Raw genomic sequence first — 17,282 nt, forward strand, 5'->3', positions numbered from 1 at the left:
TTTACTTAATTTCGGTCTTATAGACTGACAAATCGTTATCTACTGTTGATGAAATTACATTTTTAAAGATAATCTGCTTGTCATTTTCTTTGGAAAAATCTATCGTTTCCATCTTTAGATTCTGAACATCATCAAATATAAAAGCTGGTCTGAAATCAGAATCATCCAAAGTTAATTTGATGTTTTTGAAACTTATTCCGTTGGCATGTCTAACATAAAAACCATATGCAGGCAATTCTCCAAACATAGAAAATTCGGGATAATCTTTTGCAGCTTCAGGAACCTGATGCAATCGGTTTAACGGAAAATATGCCATTGCTTTTGAGGCTCTTCCGGGATAATTGATTTCGATGTTTTCTAAAATAACATTTTCAACATTAAATCCTTTTAATCCCGCAATAGAGGATGGAAAAGGATTATGGAAGAAATCAACTTCAGGGCCTCTTAAGTCATAATTTATATCAGGACGATCAAAAGGCACTTGTACTTTTATATTTTTAAGGCTAATATTTTTTATGCTTCCGGGCTTATCGCCGCTTCTGTTTCCTAAACGAATAAAAATGGCATTGCCTGTATTGACTGCTTTTATATCTGAAACTTCGATGTTTTCTATAAACGCACCATCAACAGATTCTATGGCAATGGCAGAACGAAAAGTATCAAAAATCTTTATATCTTTAATAGTTACGTTTTTGAATCCGCCAAAAGAAGCGGTTCCGAATTTCACAGCACTGGCACTGGATCTGATGGTACAATTGGCAATGTAAACTGAATCATTATAAAATCCGGGATAATACGATTTCAGACAAATACCATCATCTGCTGAGTTGATATCGCAGTTGGTTACCTTCACATTTTTACAATCTGTGATGTCTATTCCGTCATTGTTCCAGTACGAGCGGTTTACGATTTTGAGATTATCCAAAACAAGATTATGGCATAATTCAAAGGATAATCCCCAACAGGAAGCTTCTCCTGCTTTTAATCCTTCAATTGTAATATTTTCGCATTGTGAAAAACGAAACAGTTTCGGTCTCATGGTTTCGTTTGGCCGGTTTCGACGAAGGCTGTATTTTGGATCTACGGCAATACCTGCGTGATGCAGACTGTCAATATTCAGGGCTAGTTGTAAACCCTGACCATCAATAGTTCCTTTTCCTTTAAGTGAGATGTTTTGGGCTTTGTGGGCAATGATTAAAGCCATTTGAGAGTTGTCGTCTTTTTTGGGAGAATCGGGTCTTCCTTCAAAAGTCATATTTGGGTAGTCTTTCGGATTTGTACTTCCTAACAATACTGCTCCTTCTTCGAAGTATAATGAAACATTGCTTTTTAGAATTATAGTTCCTGATAAAAAGGTTCCTTTGGGAAAAACTACACGGCCTCCTTTATTTTTAAAAGCGGCATCAATTGCTTTTTGGATTGGAAGGGTATTAATCGTTTTTCCGTCAGCTATTGAACCGTAATTGGTGATTAGAAAATCTTTTTGAGATTTTTGTGCATACGATTCAAAACCCAATGCAAAGAGATTGATTATTACAGTAATAAAAAACAGTTTTAGTTTAAATTTTGACATTTCATTAGTTATTTATAATTCAAACATGATAAATTTCATTCAGATTGATGGCATATTTTAATCCCATTCGAAAGAGTGAAGCTGATTATTCAAGTTCCATTTTTTTGGAAATGGTGTTTCTAACCAGTCTAAAGGCTCGCCAAGTGGTAACTTTTGTGATGCCAGTTTAAAACATTCTCTAATGGCTTGCTTTTGTATTTCACCTGTGGCTTCTGTTTGTGCTGAAATAAATAAGGGTGTTCCGCTTTTCGCTACTAATTCCATCCACTGTTTATTTTTATCCCATGGGATTTTTGGAGTTAGTCCAACACAATCGCTGTCTGCAGCATAGAATGTATTATGATGAATACCTCGAAAAGCCAAAGTATTTACCCCCATCTTTTTAGTGCGCTCCCATTCAGTCCCTGAAGTATCATCCCCAATTCTGTTTATTTCAAATAAACCTGCGGATAAATGGCTAAAAGTATTACAGCCTATAATATAGGCATTTCCAGCACTTTCTCTTATGGTTTGGTATAATTGCAAAACAATTTCTGCATTGGTTTTTGATTTGTCATACATGCTCCATACTTCATTAGTCATTTGACCTTCTTTCAACATTTTGAAACCCCACTTTCCAAAAATATCTGCAGAGGTAAAATCAAATTTTACCAATTCGTATCCCCAATCATTATATAGTTTAAAATAATTTTTTATTTTTTCTAAATTTTCAGGGATAGTTGGATCCAGCACAGGTTCATTTTCGTATCTTAATGGCAGCATCAATGTTTTTGATGCTTTATAACTTCCACAAAGCGGTCGGGTCCAAATTCCGGGACGCATTCCAATTGTTTTAATTTTTGACGCCAGTTTACCCATATCTGAGAACAGTGAGCTTGGTGTTTCCATATTATCTCCCCAACAAGTATTATCAAGTTTAGCAGGTGCCTTTTGAAACCAACCCGCATCTATAACAGAAAAAGGACGATTTTCCAGACCATCTGCCAGCGGAGCCATCATTTGTGTATGTTCTAAAATTAATTTTTCAGAATTATTACCATAACTAAAGTACCAGTCATTAATACCATATACGGGGTGTTTTGGCATTCGCGGTTTGCTGCACATCATTTTCATAAACCTTCTTGCAGTTTTGAAACATGACTCTCCTGAACTGTTTTGTATAGTTACAATTTCAGCAGCCTGTAATTTTCTGTCACCTAACACTACGCCGCTCCCCCCAGATCTTGTGTCGATAATAAGCCCTAATTTTTTGTTGAGAATTTTCCAGCTGCAAAATGTTTTTGCACCTGTTTTTACACCAAAACCTGTAGTAGTTACGCCATTATATTCCATAAAATACCATGGCAAAATTTCAATATCAGATGGACTATGCCATGATATATCGCCGTAAGTTCGTTCCCAGTGATCATTTAAAACTGAGAACGAACTTTTGTCGGCGGTTTTCCAGTACATTTCGACTGAACTTATATTTACTTTTGGAGCCTGAATTGTAACAGAGATGCCTGTTTGAGTTTTTTTCAGCTCAACGACGACATCTTTGTATTTCCAGATTTCGTTTCCGGTTCCTGTAAGTTTTACTAATTGATTATTTATGATAGCTGATATTTCATCAGGAAAATTGATGAATTGTACTTTATGCTGACCCGGAGCAGCAAATAAAGCATCACTAATCAAACAATAACCTAATGTTAGTCCGGTAGTTTTAATAAAATTTCTACGATTCATTTCTGTTATTTTGGTTCTAAATCTCCTCAAAATAATATAGAAACATCATTTTTGCTTTAAAAATATAAAAGCTCAAAATCGTATTTGTAACATCAAAACTTAAACAGGGACTTTTGGGTCATTGTTATAAATTACAGATAATTATACTATTTTATATAAGCTTCTAACTTATCCAGCGTATTTAATTCTGTTTCTCTTGCACAAGAGGATATAATTTTTGTTTCTAAATGTTTTGTGGGTTTAGAAATTAACAAATATTGTGTTCCATCGTCATCCGTTTTTACATAATCTTTTGGGTTGTACATGATGGCAGCTCCAACTTCAACAATCTCTGCTGCTACATCTTCAGGATGTTTTCCCCATACAGCAATGTAATTAGCTCCTTTTTTAGTTTGGAAATCTTTAAAATAATTTACTCCGGTAACAAATTGTACTTTCTCTCCTTTTAAGCTAAAAGCTTCAACTTTAGCTTCACGTTTCCCTGAAAATACAGTAACACGAACTAAAATATCTACTTTTTTTCCTTTGTAAGGCACACCTCTTGAGATCATCTCCATCCATGAAGTCGTCTCTGTTTTTCCAACTCTGGCCAAACGGTTTGTTACCGGATTCAACGGAACTACTTTTTCACCATCCCACAGTTTTACTCCTCCTAAACCGCTGGTTGCTGCAACTTTATAATAATCAGCTCCCCATCCTTCTTTTTGCTGTTCCGGAGTTGGATACCAATTTGCTTTTCTTAGCTCTAAACCTGCTTTTGCCTTATTATAAACATCAATAGCTACTTTATCACTAAAATAGATTCTCAATGCCATCCACTCATTTTCGATTGCAGGACCATGATGTCCGATTGTTTTGTACAAATCCCCTGATTCTGAACCTATGTCTGTCAAATACGTTATTTTATCGGACTTCATATACAAACTGGTGTCTGTATTATTTTGTGCCAAACAAGTAAAACCAAACAGCAAAGTGGCAATAAATGATAATTTCATAATTTCAATTATTTATAAGATTAATTTAATTTCCGTAAAAATAAAACAACCTTTCAATACTACCGCTACATTTTTTATAATATTAAGAAATTATCATTTTATGATGGAAAGGCGTAAATCCGGTAATGTAAACATGTTCTCCAGAGGTTCTCAAACTTCCCTGATGATATGTGTATTCTTCGCTGTCCAGATTTTCTGTGTTGAGATGTTCTGCTTTTCCCGGGCCAAATTGTATCTTATCTGATCCCATTGAAAGTGTTCCTAATTCAGATTTGAGAAAATAATTCTTTTTTTCATCCAATGTGGCTCCGGTTATATTGCTTCCTTCTTTAAAACACATTTCAATGGTTACTTCAACATTGGGCGGTCCAACTACTTTAAAATCTAAACTAAGCGTTCCATTGTTTTCTGTGATTTCAATTATTGTTGTTTGTTTTTTAACGTTGCTTTTTACTCGCGAATCAAAATCCATTTTATTCCAAAATCGTCCATCCTGAGATTCTGATAATTTGTAATCTCCATCCGGTTTACGAAATTCTTCTGCAAGTGGCTGGTAATAATCGGCTTCTTTGGTTTCTTTTAAAATGTATTTGTTTCCTTCTTTCTCAATCCCTTCACTACTAAAATAGCCCATTCTGAAAAATGAAGTAGAAAGCCGCATATATTTCAATATTGCTTCCCCTTTTCGGTACATCAAAAAATTAGGATTCGAAGATCGTCCTGAAACAATCATTACCGGATGGTCGTTGCCGCCAAATAAAGTTATGGAAGTTTTGCCACGTCTGATTCTTGCCAAATTTGAAACCGCAAAAAACTTCTCGAAATCATCCGGCACTGAAGCTTTTACGGAAATCTGTTTCTGAAGTTCCTCGTTTTCCATAAAATGCACTAAAGATCCGGAGAGAATACTGTTTTCAAATTCAGGCAGTTTTTCGATTGCATTCACCATATATGCAAACATTGGATTTTTAGTCACGACAGCCATATAGCGGTATTGCAAATAGAAATTGGTAACTTTTAAATTCATAAACTGATCCTGTCTTTTTGAATCTACGGTAACCATATCACCGTTGGGCTCTGTATAATAAAAATAAGTCTTCAGGTTTTTATTTACGATATCAAGTAATTGAGGCCTGTTTAATAACCTGGCCATCGTTATCAGGGCTTTGTCAATAACAGCCGAATAAATACCGCTCCGTTCCGCATAATGCCCGTCTTCATTCATATAAATTCCTTCTGCCAGCCATTCGTCAATTCTTTTTACATATTTCGTCGCAGGATAAAGAGAATTTATACTTGCTAAAGCCGCACAAACGACCCACCTGTGATTCGGTGTATGAACACCTCCCGTAACCATCGCTTCACCTGCATTCAAAATAAACTTTTTCAGTTTGTCTTTTAGCCCTTGCAAACTTTCTTGTTTATTGTGTTTTAAAATTGCTGCTGCCGGACAAATATACTCTAAAATAAAAGCGGTATCCGGAGGAGATTGTCGGTTTCCGCCCGCATCCAGAGTCCCGTCGCTGTATTGTTCTTTCAGTAAAATATCCATAGCCTGATTCAGTTTATCTGCTAAAATTTCAGATTTATAAAATTCTGACTTCGGATGGCATACAGAAGCTGTCAGTGCAGTTACAGAACCTGCTATACCACGAAAACTGCTCAATTTAACGGCAGAATCCGTGACCGTTTTATTTAATATACTTTTGACTTTGGCATCATTGCTATCAATAAGTTTTTTTATTAATTCAGAATCTTCTTTTGTAATACTGTTGCCTGAAAAAATATCATTTGCAAAAACAATATTACTCATTAAGGCGCCAGTCAGGGAAAGTCCTCCCAGCCTGATAAATTCTCCGCGGCTCATTTGGTTTTTCATATTGTTTTTTTTATGATTTAACTTATAAGATGTTTCTGAATGACTATTCTAAACCATAAATACTGCTTGCAGCTCCGAGCAATGCAGCATTTTCATTATCCGCAGAAATCTGAATTGAAACTTCACAATTTGCTTCTTTAATCTTTTTTTGAAAAGCAGGAAGAAAGAAAGAATTAGAATTCGCTATTTTTCCCCCAATAATAAAATGTTCAACAGAAAACTTTTTAAACAGCGGAATCACAATTTCAGCCAGGTCTTCACCTAATTCCTGAAAAGCTTTCAGTGCTTTTTCATCGCCGGATATTGCCAGATTATAAAGTTCCAATCCGTTTTCGAGCTGGATTTTACTTAAATTGTAATATTTAGACAGTAATCCTCTCAGTGAAACGTAATCTTCAGCCATGCCGTTTTTAAAAGGTAAATTCCATATTTCACCGTCCGTTGGCACCAAATCTCCGGAATTGACAGACCTGCCTTTATCAATAAAGCATGAACCTAAACCTGTTCCTAATGTAACTGCCATTACCTTTTTAGAGAGATTCTCTTTATGTTTGTAAACTTCACCCTTGCCAAAACAAGTAGCGTCATTTTCAAAAAAAACATTAAAATCTGCTGACAGACTAAGTCTTTCTCTTATTAAGTCACTAACATTTAATCCGTAAAAATTCTCATATTTTGCCTGTCCTTTAATCATCGAAATACCATTTTCATAATCGAATGGTCCCGGTATACAAACCGTAATTCCGTTTATTTTTTTTATTGCTGAGTTTTCTAAAGAAAGCCGAATCGATTTCTCCCAAAAATCCATAACCTGATTTACGGGTAAATTAGAATCAAAACTTTCTTTATGGACAGAAGAATCTAAAACTTTCATATTTGTAACATCGATGACAGCAGAAGTAATATGTGTTCCTCCTACATCCATACCGATAGCATATTTTTTTTCCATTTTGTATCTTATATTACGCTCCTATTATTTTTTTACAACGATTATTTATCAACAATTTTTACTAATGTCCAGTTGATTCCCAGCGGATTTTTGGTTATTTTACAGATTAAAGGAAATTCAGGATTTTTAATGATCCACATTTCTGTTTCATCAATCTGGGCGATTACATGCAGCGCATCAACTTGTTTTCCTTCAATGGCAACTGTATTTTTATCCGTATTTTGATCCAAGATGTAAGTCGTATTGTTATAAATAAACCTGTTGTTTTTTACTAAATCCTGATAGGCTGATTGCGAAATCATAAAAAAAGTTTCGTTTGTTTTCAGATTTAAAACCGGAGCATATTCTCCCTGATTATAACTTAAGGCATTACCGTTTTTCAAGGCTTCAGATTTAGTTACAATGTTGCTGTTTACATCTCTGGTATCCAGATTAAATACAAGTGCTTCAGCCGTTATTTTTGAAGTCAGCGTCAATGCTCTTGTCTGACCGTGAAGTTTACAGACATAATGCAGCTGTGTATTGTTTTTAATTGTAGGAACAAAACTTTGTGCTGACGCCATTTGAAATATTCCACAAAAAAGGACTGCTAAAATTATATTTTTCATGATTGCTTATTTTTTTGGTGGCAAAATAGTTGTTCCCCAGGCAGACGGTTTTGAATCCATTTCAAAAATCAGTTCACCTCCTTTAACAATATCATCGTGCGAAATCCAGGCTTTGTTATAAGGTTGTCCGTTTAAAAAAGCGGTTTTGATGTATTTGTTCTTTTCGCTCATTTTTTTAGTTGAGATCTTAAACTTTTTACCTTCTTCCAATTGTAAACTGATCTCTTTTATCAACGGTGTATTCAGTAAATAATAAGGCTGGCCGGCATTTGGATACAATCCCATCATGTGAAAAGCCAGCCAGGAAGACATAGCTCCCGAATCGTCATTTCCCGGTAAACCTTCGTGCGAGGTATTGAAATTATCTTTTATAATCGTTCTGATTCTGTCACTGCTCAAATACGGTTTTCCGATCCAGTGGTACATTGTAGGTGCTAAAAAAGAAGGTTCATTCGAAACATCGTATAATTTTGTATCAAAAAAAGTATCCAGTCTGTTTTTGAAAGCTGCTTCACCGCCTGATCTGCGAATAACTTCAGGAAGATCATGCGGAACACTTAAGGAATATTCCCAGGAGGTTCCTTCATAAAAGAATACGCACCAATGACAAACATACCAAGGCGATTCTGTAATTACCGGTGTATATTTATAAGTTGGTTTCTGAATTTTTGATTCCCCAAAAACAACTTCGTCCAGCCAGTTTCCGTTAGCATCTTTAGGCATAATAAAGCCTTTTGAACCGTTGTTTTCATAATCGGAACGCCATAAATTTTGCCAGTTATCCGCCTGTTTGATATACTGATTGTAGATTTCGGTATGATTTAAACCTTTCGCAACTGTCGCAATATTATAATCATTGTAGGCATAATCTATAGTACGGTTTCCTGCACGATCTGTACCAAACGGCACATAACCTAAGCGCAAATAATCCAATAAACCGCCTCTTCCTTCTCTTTCTTCATTCCCACCGGGCGGTATTGTAGCATCTTTAAGCATTGCTTTTAATGCTAATTCATAATCTATTCCTTTTAAGTTTTTTACAAAAGCATCAGCAAGGACAGTTTCGGCATTCGAACCTCCTTGCGTTCTGCCGTTATCGTTTCCGCTTCTACCCTCTGGTAAGTAACCGTCATGCTTGTAGATATTCAGCATTGCATTGACAATTTCTACCTGGCGCTTAGAATCAATTAATGTAATCAGTGGACTGGAGCTTCTGAACGTATCCCAGATACAATAAAAATCATCATAATACGGTTCGGCATTGGTCCATAATGGATTTTCTCCGGTTCGGTCAACAGGCATGATCATGGTGTGATACAAACCTGTGTAAAACATCTTTTTGTATTCTGCAGAAGTATCAGAAGAAAGCTGAATTCTACTTAACAGCTGCTCCCATTTATTTTCTAAGGATGCTAAAACCGTGTTGAAATTCCAATGCGGAATTTCGGTTTCAATATTATTTTTTGCTTTTAATTCGCTCAGAAATGAAATTCCAATTTTGACATTAAGTTCCTGTTTCCCGTCTTTTCCAAATGAAACCAAAGCTGCTGTTTTTTTACCCGAATCAAACTGAGCCGGTTGATTGCTGTAAAATTTGCCATCTTTCCATGTAACATATTTTGCAATCGGCTGGTCAAAAGTCGCCCAAAAGTAAACCGTGTAGGCACGTCCGTTATTCCATCCGCCTCTGATTCTGCTGTATCCTCTCACTTCTGTATCTGAAACAATTTCGATTTGAGAACCTACAAATTGTTGTGCTTCCCTGGCATTGGGTTCAGGTGATTCTCCCAGAAAAAATCCCGGGTCAATCTTTAAATCTTTTGTTGTGTTTTTTGGATAAGTTATTCTGTAAAATGAAACCTTTTCAGCTGTTGTGATTTCAGTTTTAATCTGATTTTCTTTGAAAATCGTTTCGTAATAACCCAGTTTTACATTTTCTTCGGCCCTGTGAGAACTTTGATCCAATTTATTCAAAGCGCCTGAAAAAGGCATAATCTGAATGTTTCCGTATTTAGGTCCACCGCCAGTGCCGCTCACATGAACCTGACTAAATCCGGTAACTTCTTTTGGCAATGGGAGCCAGCCACTGTTTGGACTTACCGTACAATCAGGACTAGGTTTAACCATTCCGTATGGACATGAAGGTCCTATAAAAACACGGCCTACCCCTTCCGAACCAATCATCGGATCGACATAATTATGAACTGCTGTCTGGGCATAATTTGCTGATGTGAAGAATAATGATATTCCTAAAAAAATAATAGTTTTAGATATTTTCATTGCCATTATTGCTTTGCTTTATTAGACATTTCTAAAATCAATTTTCCTCCATTAGTAACAGTACTATGGGGAATAGTAAATTTTTCTAAAGTGGTATTATTCCATCTTATTCCGTTGATATACACGTTTTCAATGCTGTTATTAGGTGCTTCAATTACAAAGTTTTTACCTTTATAATAATCCGGATTTAGCTGAATCGATACTTTAGTAAAGCTTGGACTTCCTATTTGATATTCAGCTTCTTTGTCTGTTCCACCATTCATTTGGAATAAGCCAATTTTGAGTAACACATTCAGGCTTCCCATTAATCCCTGATCTTCATCTCCGTTATAACCTGTAGCCGGAGATAATCCGCTGAAAGTTTCTTTTATCACGCTTCTGGTCCAGTATTGCGTCAGGTCGGGTCTTCCTAATGAATTAAAAATAAAGGAGGTCTGAATCGATGGCTGGTTCCCGAAATTGATCGGAATTCGGCTGAACTCCGGATGTAATTCGGCATCATGTGAAGTTCCGGAAGTAAATTTCAATTCTTTTGCCGTTTCGAACTGCTTATTTAGTTTCTCAACTGCTTTTTCCTTTCCTCCCATCAATGTTGCCAAACCATCAATATCATGGGGTACAAACCAGGTTGACTGCGCTCCGTTCGATTCTATAAAACCGTTTTCATATTGATAAGGATCATAATTTTCGCGCCATTTTCCTTCAACATTTTTTGGACGCATCCAGCTTGTCGTTTTATCAAACACATTTTGGTAGTTTTTAGAACGGTTCATGAAATAATCATAATCTTCGTGATGATTTAATTTCTTTGCTAACTGTGCTAAAGTCCAGTCCTGATAAGCATATTCTAAAGTCTGACTGGCACCGTCCTGATGGCTTCCAAAATCTCCTTCCGGAATTGGATACGGAACATAACCTTTTTCGATATAATATTTCAATCCGCCCCCAAGATTCGTATTGTGCTCGTATCCAGCTTTTCCCATGATCCCGTTCAGCATATGATTTTTTTTCAGCGCAACATACATAGCTTCTAAATCGTCTTTTACGATTCCTTTTTGAATGGCAGAAACTATAAAAGGTGTCGTTGATGCACCTGTCATCACATACGTATCATTACCACCAGAAGGACCACGCGGAATCATTCCGCTATCTTTATAATATTGCATCAGAGAATGTACAAATTCATCCATCACCTCAGGATAAACAAGTCCCCAAAGTGTATTTATAGTCCACTGGGCACCCCAAAAGGCATCCGAATTATAATGATTGAATTTTGGTTTTCCGTTTGCATCTAAAGGTAATTGCCCTATCCTGAATTTTTCTCCAGAGTTGTCAGGATAAGCACCATTTGCATCGCTGATTATTTTTCGCCCTTGTAAAGCGTGCCAAAGGTCAGTATAAAAACGTCTTTGATCGGTTTCGGTACCGCCCTCCACTTTTATTCTGCCTAACAAATTATTCCATTCGGCTTTAGAATCAGACACTGTTTTTTCAAAATCCCATTGCGATAATTCCTGCTGTATATTATTTGCTGCATTCTCAAGTGATGTATAGGAAATACCGGCTTTCATCAGTATTTTATCTTTTGGTCTGCCAAAATTTACCAGATAATTTCCTGTTGTCTCATTGCGTTCAATTGAAGTTACAGGCTCATTAAATTTAATTTTAAAATATACCGTTAAGGGTTTTGGACGCCTGAAATTGGTGCTTAAAACCAATGAGCCTGAGAGTTCATAATCATTGTTTTTTTCTAATTTTCCATTAGTATTTTCGCAAGGCCCTAAAATCATATTAAGATTAAAAAGAATTGCTTTATGGGCAGAATTTGGGAATGTATATCTATGAAAGCCAACTCTTTTAGTGCTGGTTAGTTCTGCTTTTATCTGATACCTGTCGAGTATTACGGAATGATAACCCGGAAATATTTTTTCAGATTCATGACTAAATTTAGAATAAAAATCTGAAAAGATATTTGCGCTATTTTCTGTTGTAATCGTTACAGGCATTACAGAAAGTGCAGACATTTGCCATTCATGTACATGACTAAAACCTTTTATAGTATCGGTTGTGTATTTGTAACCACCTCCCCAGTCTCCTTTAATTTCGGTATCCGGGTTTAGATTTACCATGCCAAACGGACGGCTTGCAGATGAGAAGAAAAACCATCTTGAGTTTTCAGTATCAAGCAAAGGGTAAACCAAATCTGTTAATTCTTTCTTTTGTGAAGAAATACTTTTTTCGATTTTGCATGACACCAGAAAAATAAGAACCAAACTTATTCCGATACGTCCTGATATATAAAATTTATTGAGTCTCATCTATTGTAAGGTATTGGCAGGGCTTGAATGTTTATGTGAATGAGTTTTATTTTATCCATATAAAAAAAAGTCATTTTTTAACAAGTAAAATATTGTTATTACAAGATAATCCACATTGCGATATCACACAACATTCAGAAAATTGAATGTGTGACATTTAAAAATTAGAGAACTAATTTTAACAAAAAGGAGAAGAATGAATTATCTTCTCCTTTTTTGAATTACAATTTAGTTTTTGGTACTTATTATTAATTAGGATATCCCTCATTCTGGGTCAAAGCCGGATTTAAGACTCTTGCATAAGTTGGAATTGGGAAAACACGACGGTAAGTTTCAGCATTGGTTTTGAATCCCCATGATCCTTCGTATTTACCATATCTAATCATATCGTTTCTGTGCCATGCTTCCCAGGCTAATTCACGACATCTTTCCTGATAAAGCTGTTCTAATGTTACACTAGTCCACGCGGCAGAAGTAGTACGGTTGGAACGAATCATATTAACTAATGAAATAGCTGTATGTCCCATTGTTTCATTTCCTCCACGAAGGATTGCTTCAGCTTTCATCAAAAGAACATCAGAATAACGTAAAAAAGGAACGTCATTGTTTTGATTACGGCTTGTTGAACTAGCGTCCGGATAAAATTTAATATTTCTGTATCCCATGTTCCATGCGATTTCATCATTACCACAATCAAACAAAGCAGGATTCTGACGAAGGACAATATTAGGTGTAAGTTCTACCTGATAAGTATAAGCAGCTCCACCATCTGAACCGGCATAAAACTGGTCATATCCTTTTTTTGTTGTAGTAACTCTTACAGGAGTAACGCCATCGTTCATGTATTGTAAACCTGTCAGCCATTGTTTGTTACGAATGTCATTTGCATCATTAAAATTGGCATAAAATTCAGGCAGGGTACTTCTTGGGGCACTTGGTGTGAAAGGCAGTCCAAACTTGGCTCTTTCAGACCTAGGTACATCATAACGGGCATGATACATCTGACCATTATAACCAACTGTAGTAGCTACAGGATCATAAGGTACCGCAAAAATAAACTCTTTCATTTGCGGACCATTATTTGGATAAAACATCTGGAGATAAGTCGCTCTTGGCTCAACAGCATATAATCCTGAACTTATTACCTGATCACAAGCAGCAACACAATCGTTGTAGCGTTGCGTTCCTGTATAAACCCCGGCATTCAAATACAATTTTGCTAGTAATGCATTTGCTGTTTGTTTGTTTGGTCTTCCGTAAGTAGTTATACCAGAAGCCGCATTTAGATTAGGAATAGCCTTTTTTAATTCGCTTTCGATGAAATTGAAAACTTCAGTTCTCGTAGATCTTGCTTTTGAACTAAAATCTCCATATACAGTATCTAATGGTACACCTCCGTAACTATCCATTAACATAAAGTAAGAGATAGCACGCATTGTTTTTAATTCAGAAATCATTGTTGATTTTTCTGTACCTGCTGGCATTGCTGTATTTAAAATTGAAATGGCCTGATTGCTCGTTCCAATAACACCTTCTGCCCAGCCCCAAGGGCCAACTCCGTTATCTGGTGTCCAGTCATGGTAGTGCTGGCAGGCATATCCTCTGTTATCAAACCAGTTTCCGCCACGTGCCGGCAAAATAGCTTCATCAGTAGTCAAAGACTGTGACCACCACCATGAAAAGGCAAAATCACCTCTAAAAGCAGCATAAACAGGTCCCGCTGTCTGAATATATTGTGTTGAATTTTGAGGAAACACATCTGGTGTAAGTTGTGTTGTAATAGGCACATCCAGATCTTCGCAAGACCAGAATAAACCAACCATAAGTACTGGAAGTCCTAAATATTTGAATATATTTTTCATAGTTTTTACAATTTAATTTTTAGAATATCACGTTTAAGCCAAACATAAATGTTCTGGTTTTTGGATAGAAGTTATTTGAATCTACACCAGGAGCTGTTCCTCCCTGTTCTACTTCCGGATCAATTCCTGAATATTTGGTTATTACAAACAGATTATTTATCGTTTGATACACACGCACACTCTGGATAAATTTGCTCACTTTACCAAAATTATAACCCAAAGTCATATTATCTAATCTTATATAGCTTCCGTCTTCAATAAAACGTGTCGAATATTTGTATGAGTTAAGATCGTTTGGCGATTCATTTCCTGCATCGACTAAGATATTGTTTGTCATAGCGGTACTAGGTCTGAATAAATCGGCACGTGTCGCATTGAAAATTTTATTACCAAATACACCTCTGAAGAAAATACTCAAATCAAATTTTTTGTATTGGAAATTGTTAGCCCAGCCTAATAATACTTTTGGCTGTGCGCTTCCTGCATAATGATAATCAGTACCAATAGCCGGAGTTGTTGTTAAACTACCGTCTTTTGCAACATATTGAGAAACACCTGCAGCATTTTTCCCTGCATATTTAAGTGTAAAGAACTGACCAAGAGGCTTACCTTCTTTAAAAATCTGTAAAGTACTTCCGGTTTGTCCACCTCCGTCAGGCTGTACCCTACGGATAGAATCACCTCCAATAAAGAATGGATTTGTTAATTTAACAATCTCATTTTTATTGCTTGCCACATTCAGATTAGTTGACCAAGTAAAATTGGCTGTTTTAACAGGAGTTGCTCCTAAACTCACCTCAATACCTTTATTAGACATTGTACCTCCGTTTGCTACAATTGTTCCCACTGGTACAAGTACAGGATTTACAGAATAATTAAAGATCATATCAGTAGTTTTCTTGTCGTATACATCAACAGAACCAGTAATTTTTCCGTTAAATAAACCAAAATCAAGTCCAATATTTGTAGTTGCTGTTTTCTCCCATTTCAAATCCGGGTTTGCTGCCTGATTAGGCCCGTATGCCCCTATTTGTTGTCCGTTGTAGTAAAAAGTTCCTAAACTTCCGGATATGAATTGTGCTGTATAAGCATTAAATCCTGAAGAGTTTCCTGTAACTCCATAACTTCCACGGAATTTTAAGTCACTGAAAATTTGCTGATTTTTCATAAAATTTTCTTTGTCAACTCTCCATGCAGCTCCTACAGAAGGAAAGTATCCCCAACGATTGTTTGCACCAAATACAGACCCCCCGTCTCTTCTAATAGTTCCCTGTAAAAGGTATTTATCCTGATAATTGTAGTTTAAACGTGCAAACTCACCAATTAAACGTGTTTTTTGATATGCTCTGCTGTCTCCAAAATTCACAACATACCCATTCACAGAAGTATAATTACTCAAAGCAAGATTATTATATCCTACATTGTCTACAGGAAAATTGGTTGCTGTTGCCTGGAATCCGTCACCCAGAGTGTTTTCCTGCCAGGAATATCCTAAAACAGCTTTTATCTTATGCACCCCTAAAGTTTTATCCCAGGTTAAAAAACTCTCAATAATATTATTTGTGTTTTCATAATTGTTTCTCAATGCTGAACCGTTTACACCAAAATTGATTAATGTTTTTGTAAAAGGCGGATCTGGATTATTGTAAAAATTCGCACTGTTATATCTTGAATAATAACTATCATAAAACTCACCATGCGAAGCAGTTAGTTTTTGATGTGCAATGTTTAAGTTGTAAGTAAATCCAAAAGGAAGCTTTACTTCTGCAGTAAGGTTACCAACAAGATTATTCGTTTTAGTTTCGTCTGTCCCATGCTCAATTAAGGCTACCGGATTAAAATATCCCGTGCTGACAAAGTTTTCGAAAAATGATCCATCTTCATTTCTTACCGGAGAAACAGGAAGATGACTTATAGCCTGTAAAAGTACAGTGTTACGCTGTGGAACATTTATATACTTACTGCTAGAGTTGGTCACATTCAGACCAAATTTAACTTTATCATCAAAAGCATATTGTTCAACTGATAAACGGGCGATTACACGTGAAAAGTCACTTTTTAAAAGAACACCTTCTTTATTTAGAGAAGTAATACTAGCTGTATAACTGCCGTTTTTACCTCCTCCGCTCATCGATAAGTTATGGCTGCTTGATTTTGCCATTCCGGATCTTAAAATTTCTTTTTGCCAGTTTGTATCTGCCCCTTTGTCATTTTCAGGAGTAAAATTCAAATTGTTTTTAACCGTAAAATCTCTAAGTTGAGTAGCGTTCATCATATCAAGCTGATTTGAAACTTCTTCCCAGCCAGCATATCCGTTGTAAGCGATCTGAGTTCTGTCTTTACTTCCTTTTTTGGTAGTAACCATGATAACCCCATTAGCAGCACGGTTACCATAAATGGCTGTTGCGGCAGCATCTTTTAATACATCAATCGTTGCGATATCATCTGGTGAAATCATTGAAATATCAACACCTGGAACACCATCGATAACATAAAACGGTCCCTGAGAACTGTTTAATGTAGAAGCTCCACGCAAAACTACCGAAGCGGTTCTTGTAGGATCTCCGCTGGAAGAAATATTTAGACCGGAAACTTTACCCTGCAGTAATTGTCCAACATCACTAATAGCCCCTCTGTTCAAATCATCTGCTTTAATTGAAGTTACAGAAGTTGTCAGGTTTTTGCGGGACCCTTTACCGTAACCTACTACTACTACCTGCTCTAAAGCATTCGTAGCAGAAGCTAATTTAATGGTCAGATTTGTTTTAGATCCGTCTAATTTTACTGTTTGGTCAGTGAATCCAAGAAAGGATACAACCAGCACCGCATTTGGACTTGACACTGATATTCTGAATTTACCATCAAAATCTGTCACTACACTACGAGTAGTACCTTTTTCAAGAATATTAGCTGCTGGTAAAGGCAAATTCTTGTCATCTAAAATTACACCGGACACTTCTGTTTTTTGTGCCCATGAATTAATTGAAAGACCTAAAAAGAAGGCTAACAATAAAAGTTTAAGTTTTTCCATATTCAGTTTTAGTTAATGGGTTAAATAGTTTTGTCGAAATTAGTATTAAAGATTTTTTAAGA

10 protein-coding genes are annotated in these 17,282 nt (G+C 36.1%); all 10 read right to left on the bottom strand.

Going from position 1 to position 17,282, the window contains the following annotated elements:
* Position 1: 1 nt before the first annotated feature.
* Positions 2-1,573 carry a glycoside hydrolase family 28 protein gene (locus GXM16_RS05360; protein ID WP_163393376.1) on the bottom strand — a complete coding sequence of 524 codons (1,572 nt, stop codon included), beginning with the start codon at positions 1,571-1,573 and terminating at the stop codon, positions 2-4.
* 57 nt (positions 1,574-1,630) lie between these two features.
* Positions 1,631-3,298, bottom strand: coding sequence for an alpha-amylase family protein (locus GXM16_RS05365; RefSeq protein ID WP_163393377.1), 1,668 nt, complete (start codon positions 3,296-3,298; stop codon positions 1,631-1,633).
* A gap of 146 nt (positions 3,299-3,444) precedes the next feature.
* Positions 3,445-4,293 carry a DUF4861 family protein gene (locus tag GXM16_RS05370; RefSeq protein WP_163393378.1) on the bottom strand — a complete coding sequence of 283 codons (849 nt, stop codon included), beginning with the start codon at positions 4,291-4,293 and terminating at the stop codon, positions 3,445-3,447.
* An 82-nt stretch (positions 4,294-4,375) separates the two neighbouring features.
* Positions 4,376-6,172: a hypothetical protein gene (locus GXM16_RS05375; RefSeq protein WP_163393379.1), complete on the bottom strand. Its 1,797-nt coding sequence runs from the start codon at positions 6,170-6,172 to the stop codon at positions 4,376-4,378.
* 43 nt (positions 6,173-6,215) lie between these two features.
* Entirely contained in the window at positions 6,216-7,121 is a 906-nt protein-coding gene (locus tag GXM16_RS05380; protein ID WP_163393380.1) for an ROK family protein, read from the bottom strand.
* A gap of 41 nt (positions 7,122-7,162) precedes the next feature.
* Complete coding sequence (locus tag GXM16_RS05385) at positions 7,163-7,729, bottom strand: hypothetical protein (RefSeq protein ID WP_163393381.1); 567 nt, start codon at positions 7,727-7,729, stop codon at positions 7,163-7,165.
* A gap of 6 nt (positions 7,730-7,735) precedes the next feature.
* Positions 7,736-10,009 carry a GH92 family glycosyl hydrolase gene (locus tag GXM16_RS05390; protein ID WP_163393382.1) on the bottom strand — a complete coding sequence of 758 codons (2,274 nt, stop codon included), beginning with the start codon at positions 10,007-10,009 and terminating at the stop codon, positions 7,736-7,738.
* 5 nt (positions 10,010-10,014) lie between these two features.
* Positions 10,015-12,327: a GH92 family glycosyl hydrolase gene (locus tag GXM16_RS05395; protein WP_163393383.1), complete on the bottom strand. Its 2,313-nt coding sequence runs from the start codon at positions 12,325-12,327 to the stop codon at positions 10,015-10,017.
* Between the two features lie 248 nt (positions 12,328-12,575).
* Entirely contained in the window at positions 12,576-14,189 is a 1,614-nt protein-coding gene (locus tag GXM16_RS05400; RefSeq protein ID WP_163393384.1) for a RagB/SusD family nutrient uptake outer membrane protein, read from the bottom strand.
* 19 nt (positions 14,190-14,208) lie between these two features.
* Positions 14,209-17,220, bottom strand: a complete 3,012-nt coding sequence (locus GXM16_RS05405) for a SusC/RagA family TonB-linked outer membrane protein (protein ID WP_163393385.1) — start codon at positions 17,218-17,220, stop codon at positions 14,209-14,211.
* Between the last annotated feature and the right edge of the window lie 62 nt (positions 17,221-17,282).

This window comes from Flavobacterium limi, assembly GCF_010645075.1.
In the GTDB taxonomy this organism is placed as follows: Bacteria; Bacteroidota; Bacteroidia; order Flavobacteriales; family Flavobacteriaceae; genus Flavobacterium; species Flavobacterium limi.

Bases quoted from the DNA above. Each gene is read 5' to 3' on its own strand.
- GXM16_RS05360 (WP_163393376.1), bottom strand. From the start codon at position 1,573: ATGTCAAAATTTAAACTAAAACTGTTTTTTATTACTGTAATAATCAAT.
- GXM16_RS05365 (WP_163393377.1), bottom strand. From the start codon at position 3,298: ATGAATCGTAGAAATTTTATTAAAACTACCGGACTAACATTAGGTTAT.
- GXM16_RS05370 (WP_163393378.1), bottom strand. From the start codon at position 4,293: ATGAAATTATCATTTATTGCCACTTTGCTGTTTGGTTTTACTTGTTTG.
- GXM16_RS05375 (WP_163393379.1), bottom strand. From the start codon at position 6,172: ATGAAAAACCAAATGAGCCGCGGAGAATTTATCAGGCTGGGAGGACTT.
- GXM16_RS05380 (WP_163393380.1), bottom strand. From the start codon at position 7,121: ATGGAAAAAAAATATGCTATCGGTATGGATGTAGGAGGAACACATATT.
- GXM16_RS05385 (WP_163393381.1), bottom strand. From the start codon at position 7,729: ATGAAAAATATAATTTTAGCAGTCCTTTTTTGTGGAATATTTCAAATG.
- GXM16_RS05390 (WP_163393382.1), bottom strand. From the start codon at position 10,009: ATGAAAATATCTAAAACTATTATTTTTTTAGGAATATCATTATTCTTC.
- GXM16_RS05395 (WP_163393383.1), bottom strand. From the start codon at position 12,327: ATGAGACTCAATAAATTTTATATATCAGGACGTATCGGAATAAGTTTG.
- GXM16_RS05400 (WP_163393384.1), bottom strand. From the start codon at position 14,189: ATGAAAAATATATTCAAATATTTAGGACTTCCAGTACTTATGGTTGGT.
- GXM16_RS05405 (WP_163393385.1), bottom strand. From the start codon at position 17,220: ATGGAAAAACTTAAACTTTTATTGTTAGCCTTCTTTTTAGGTCTTTCA.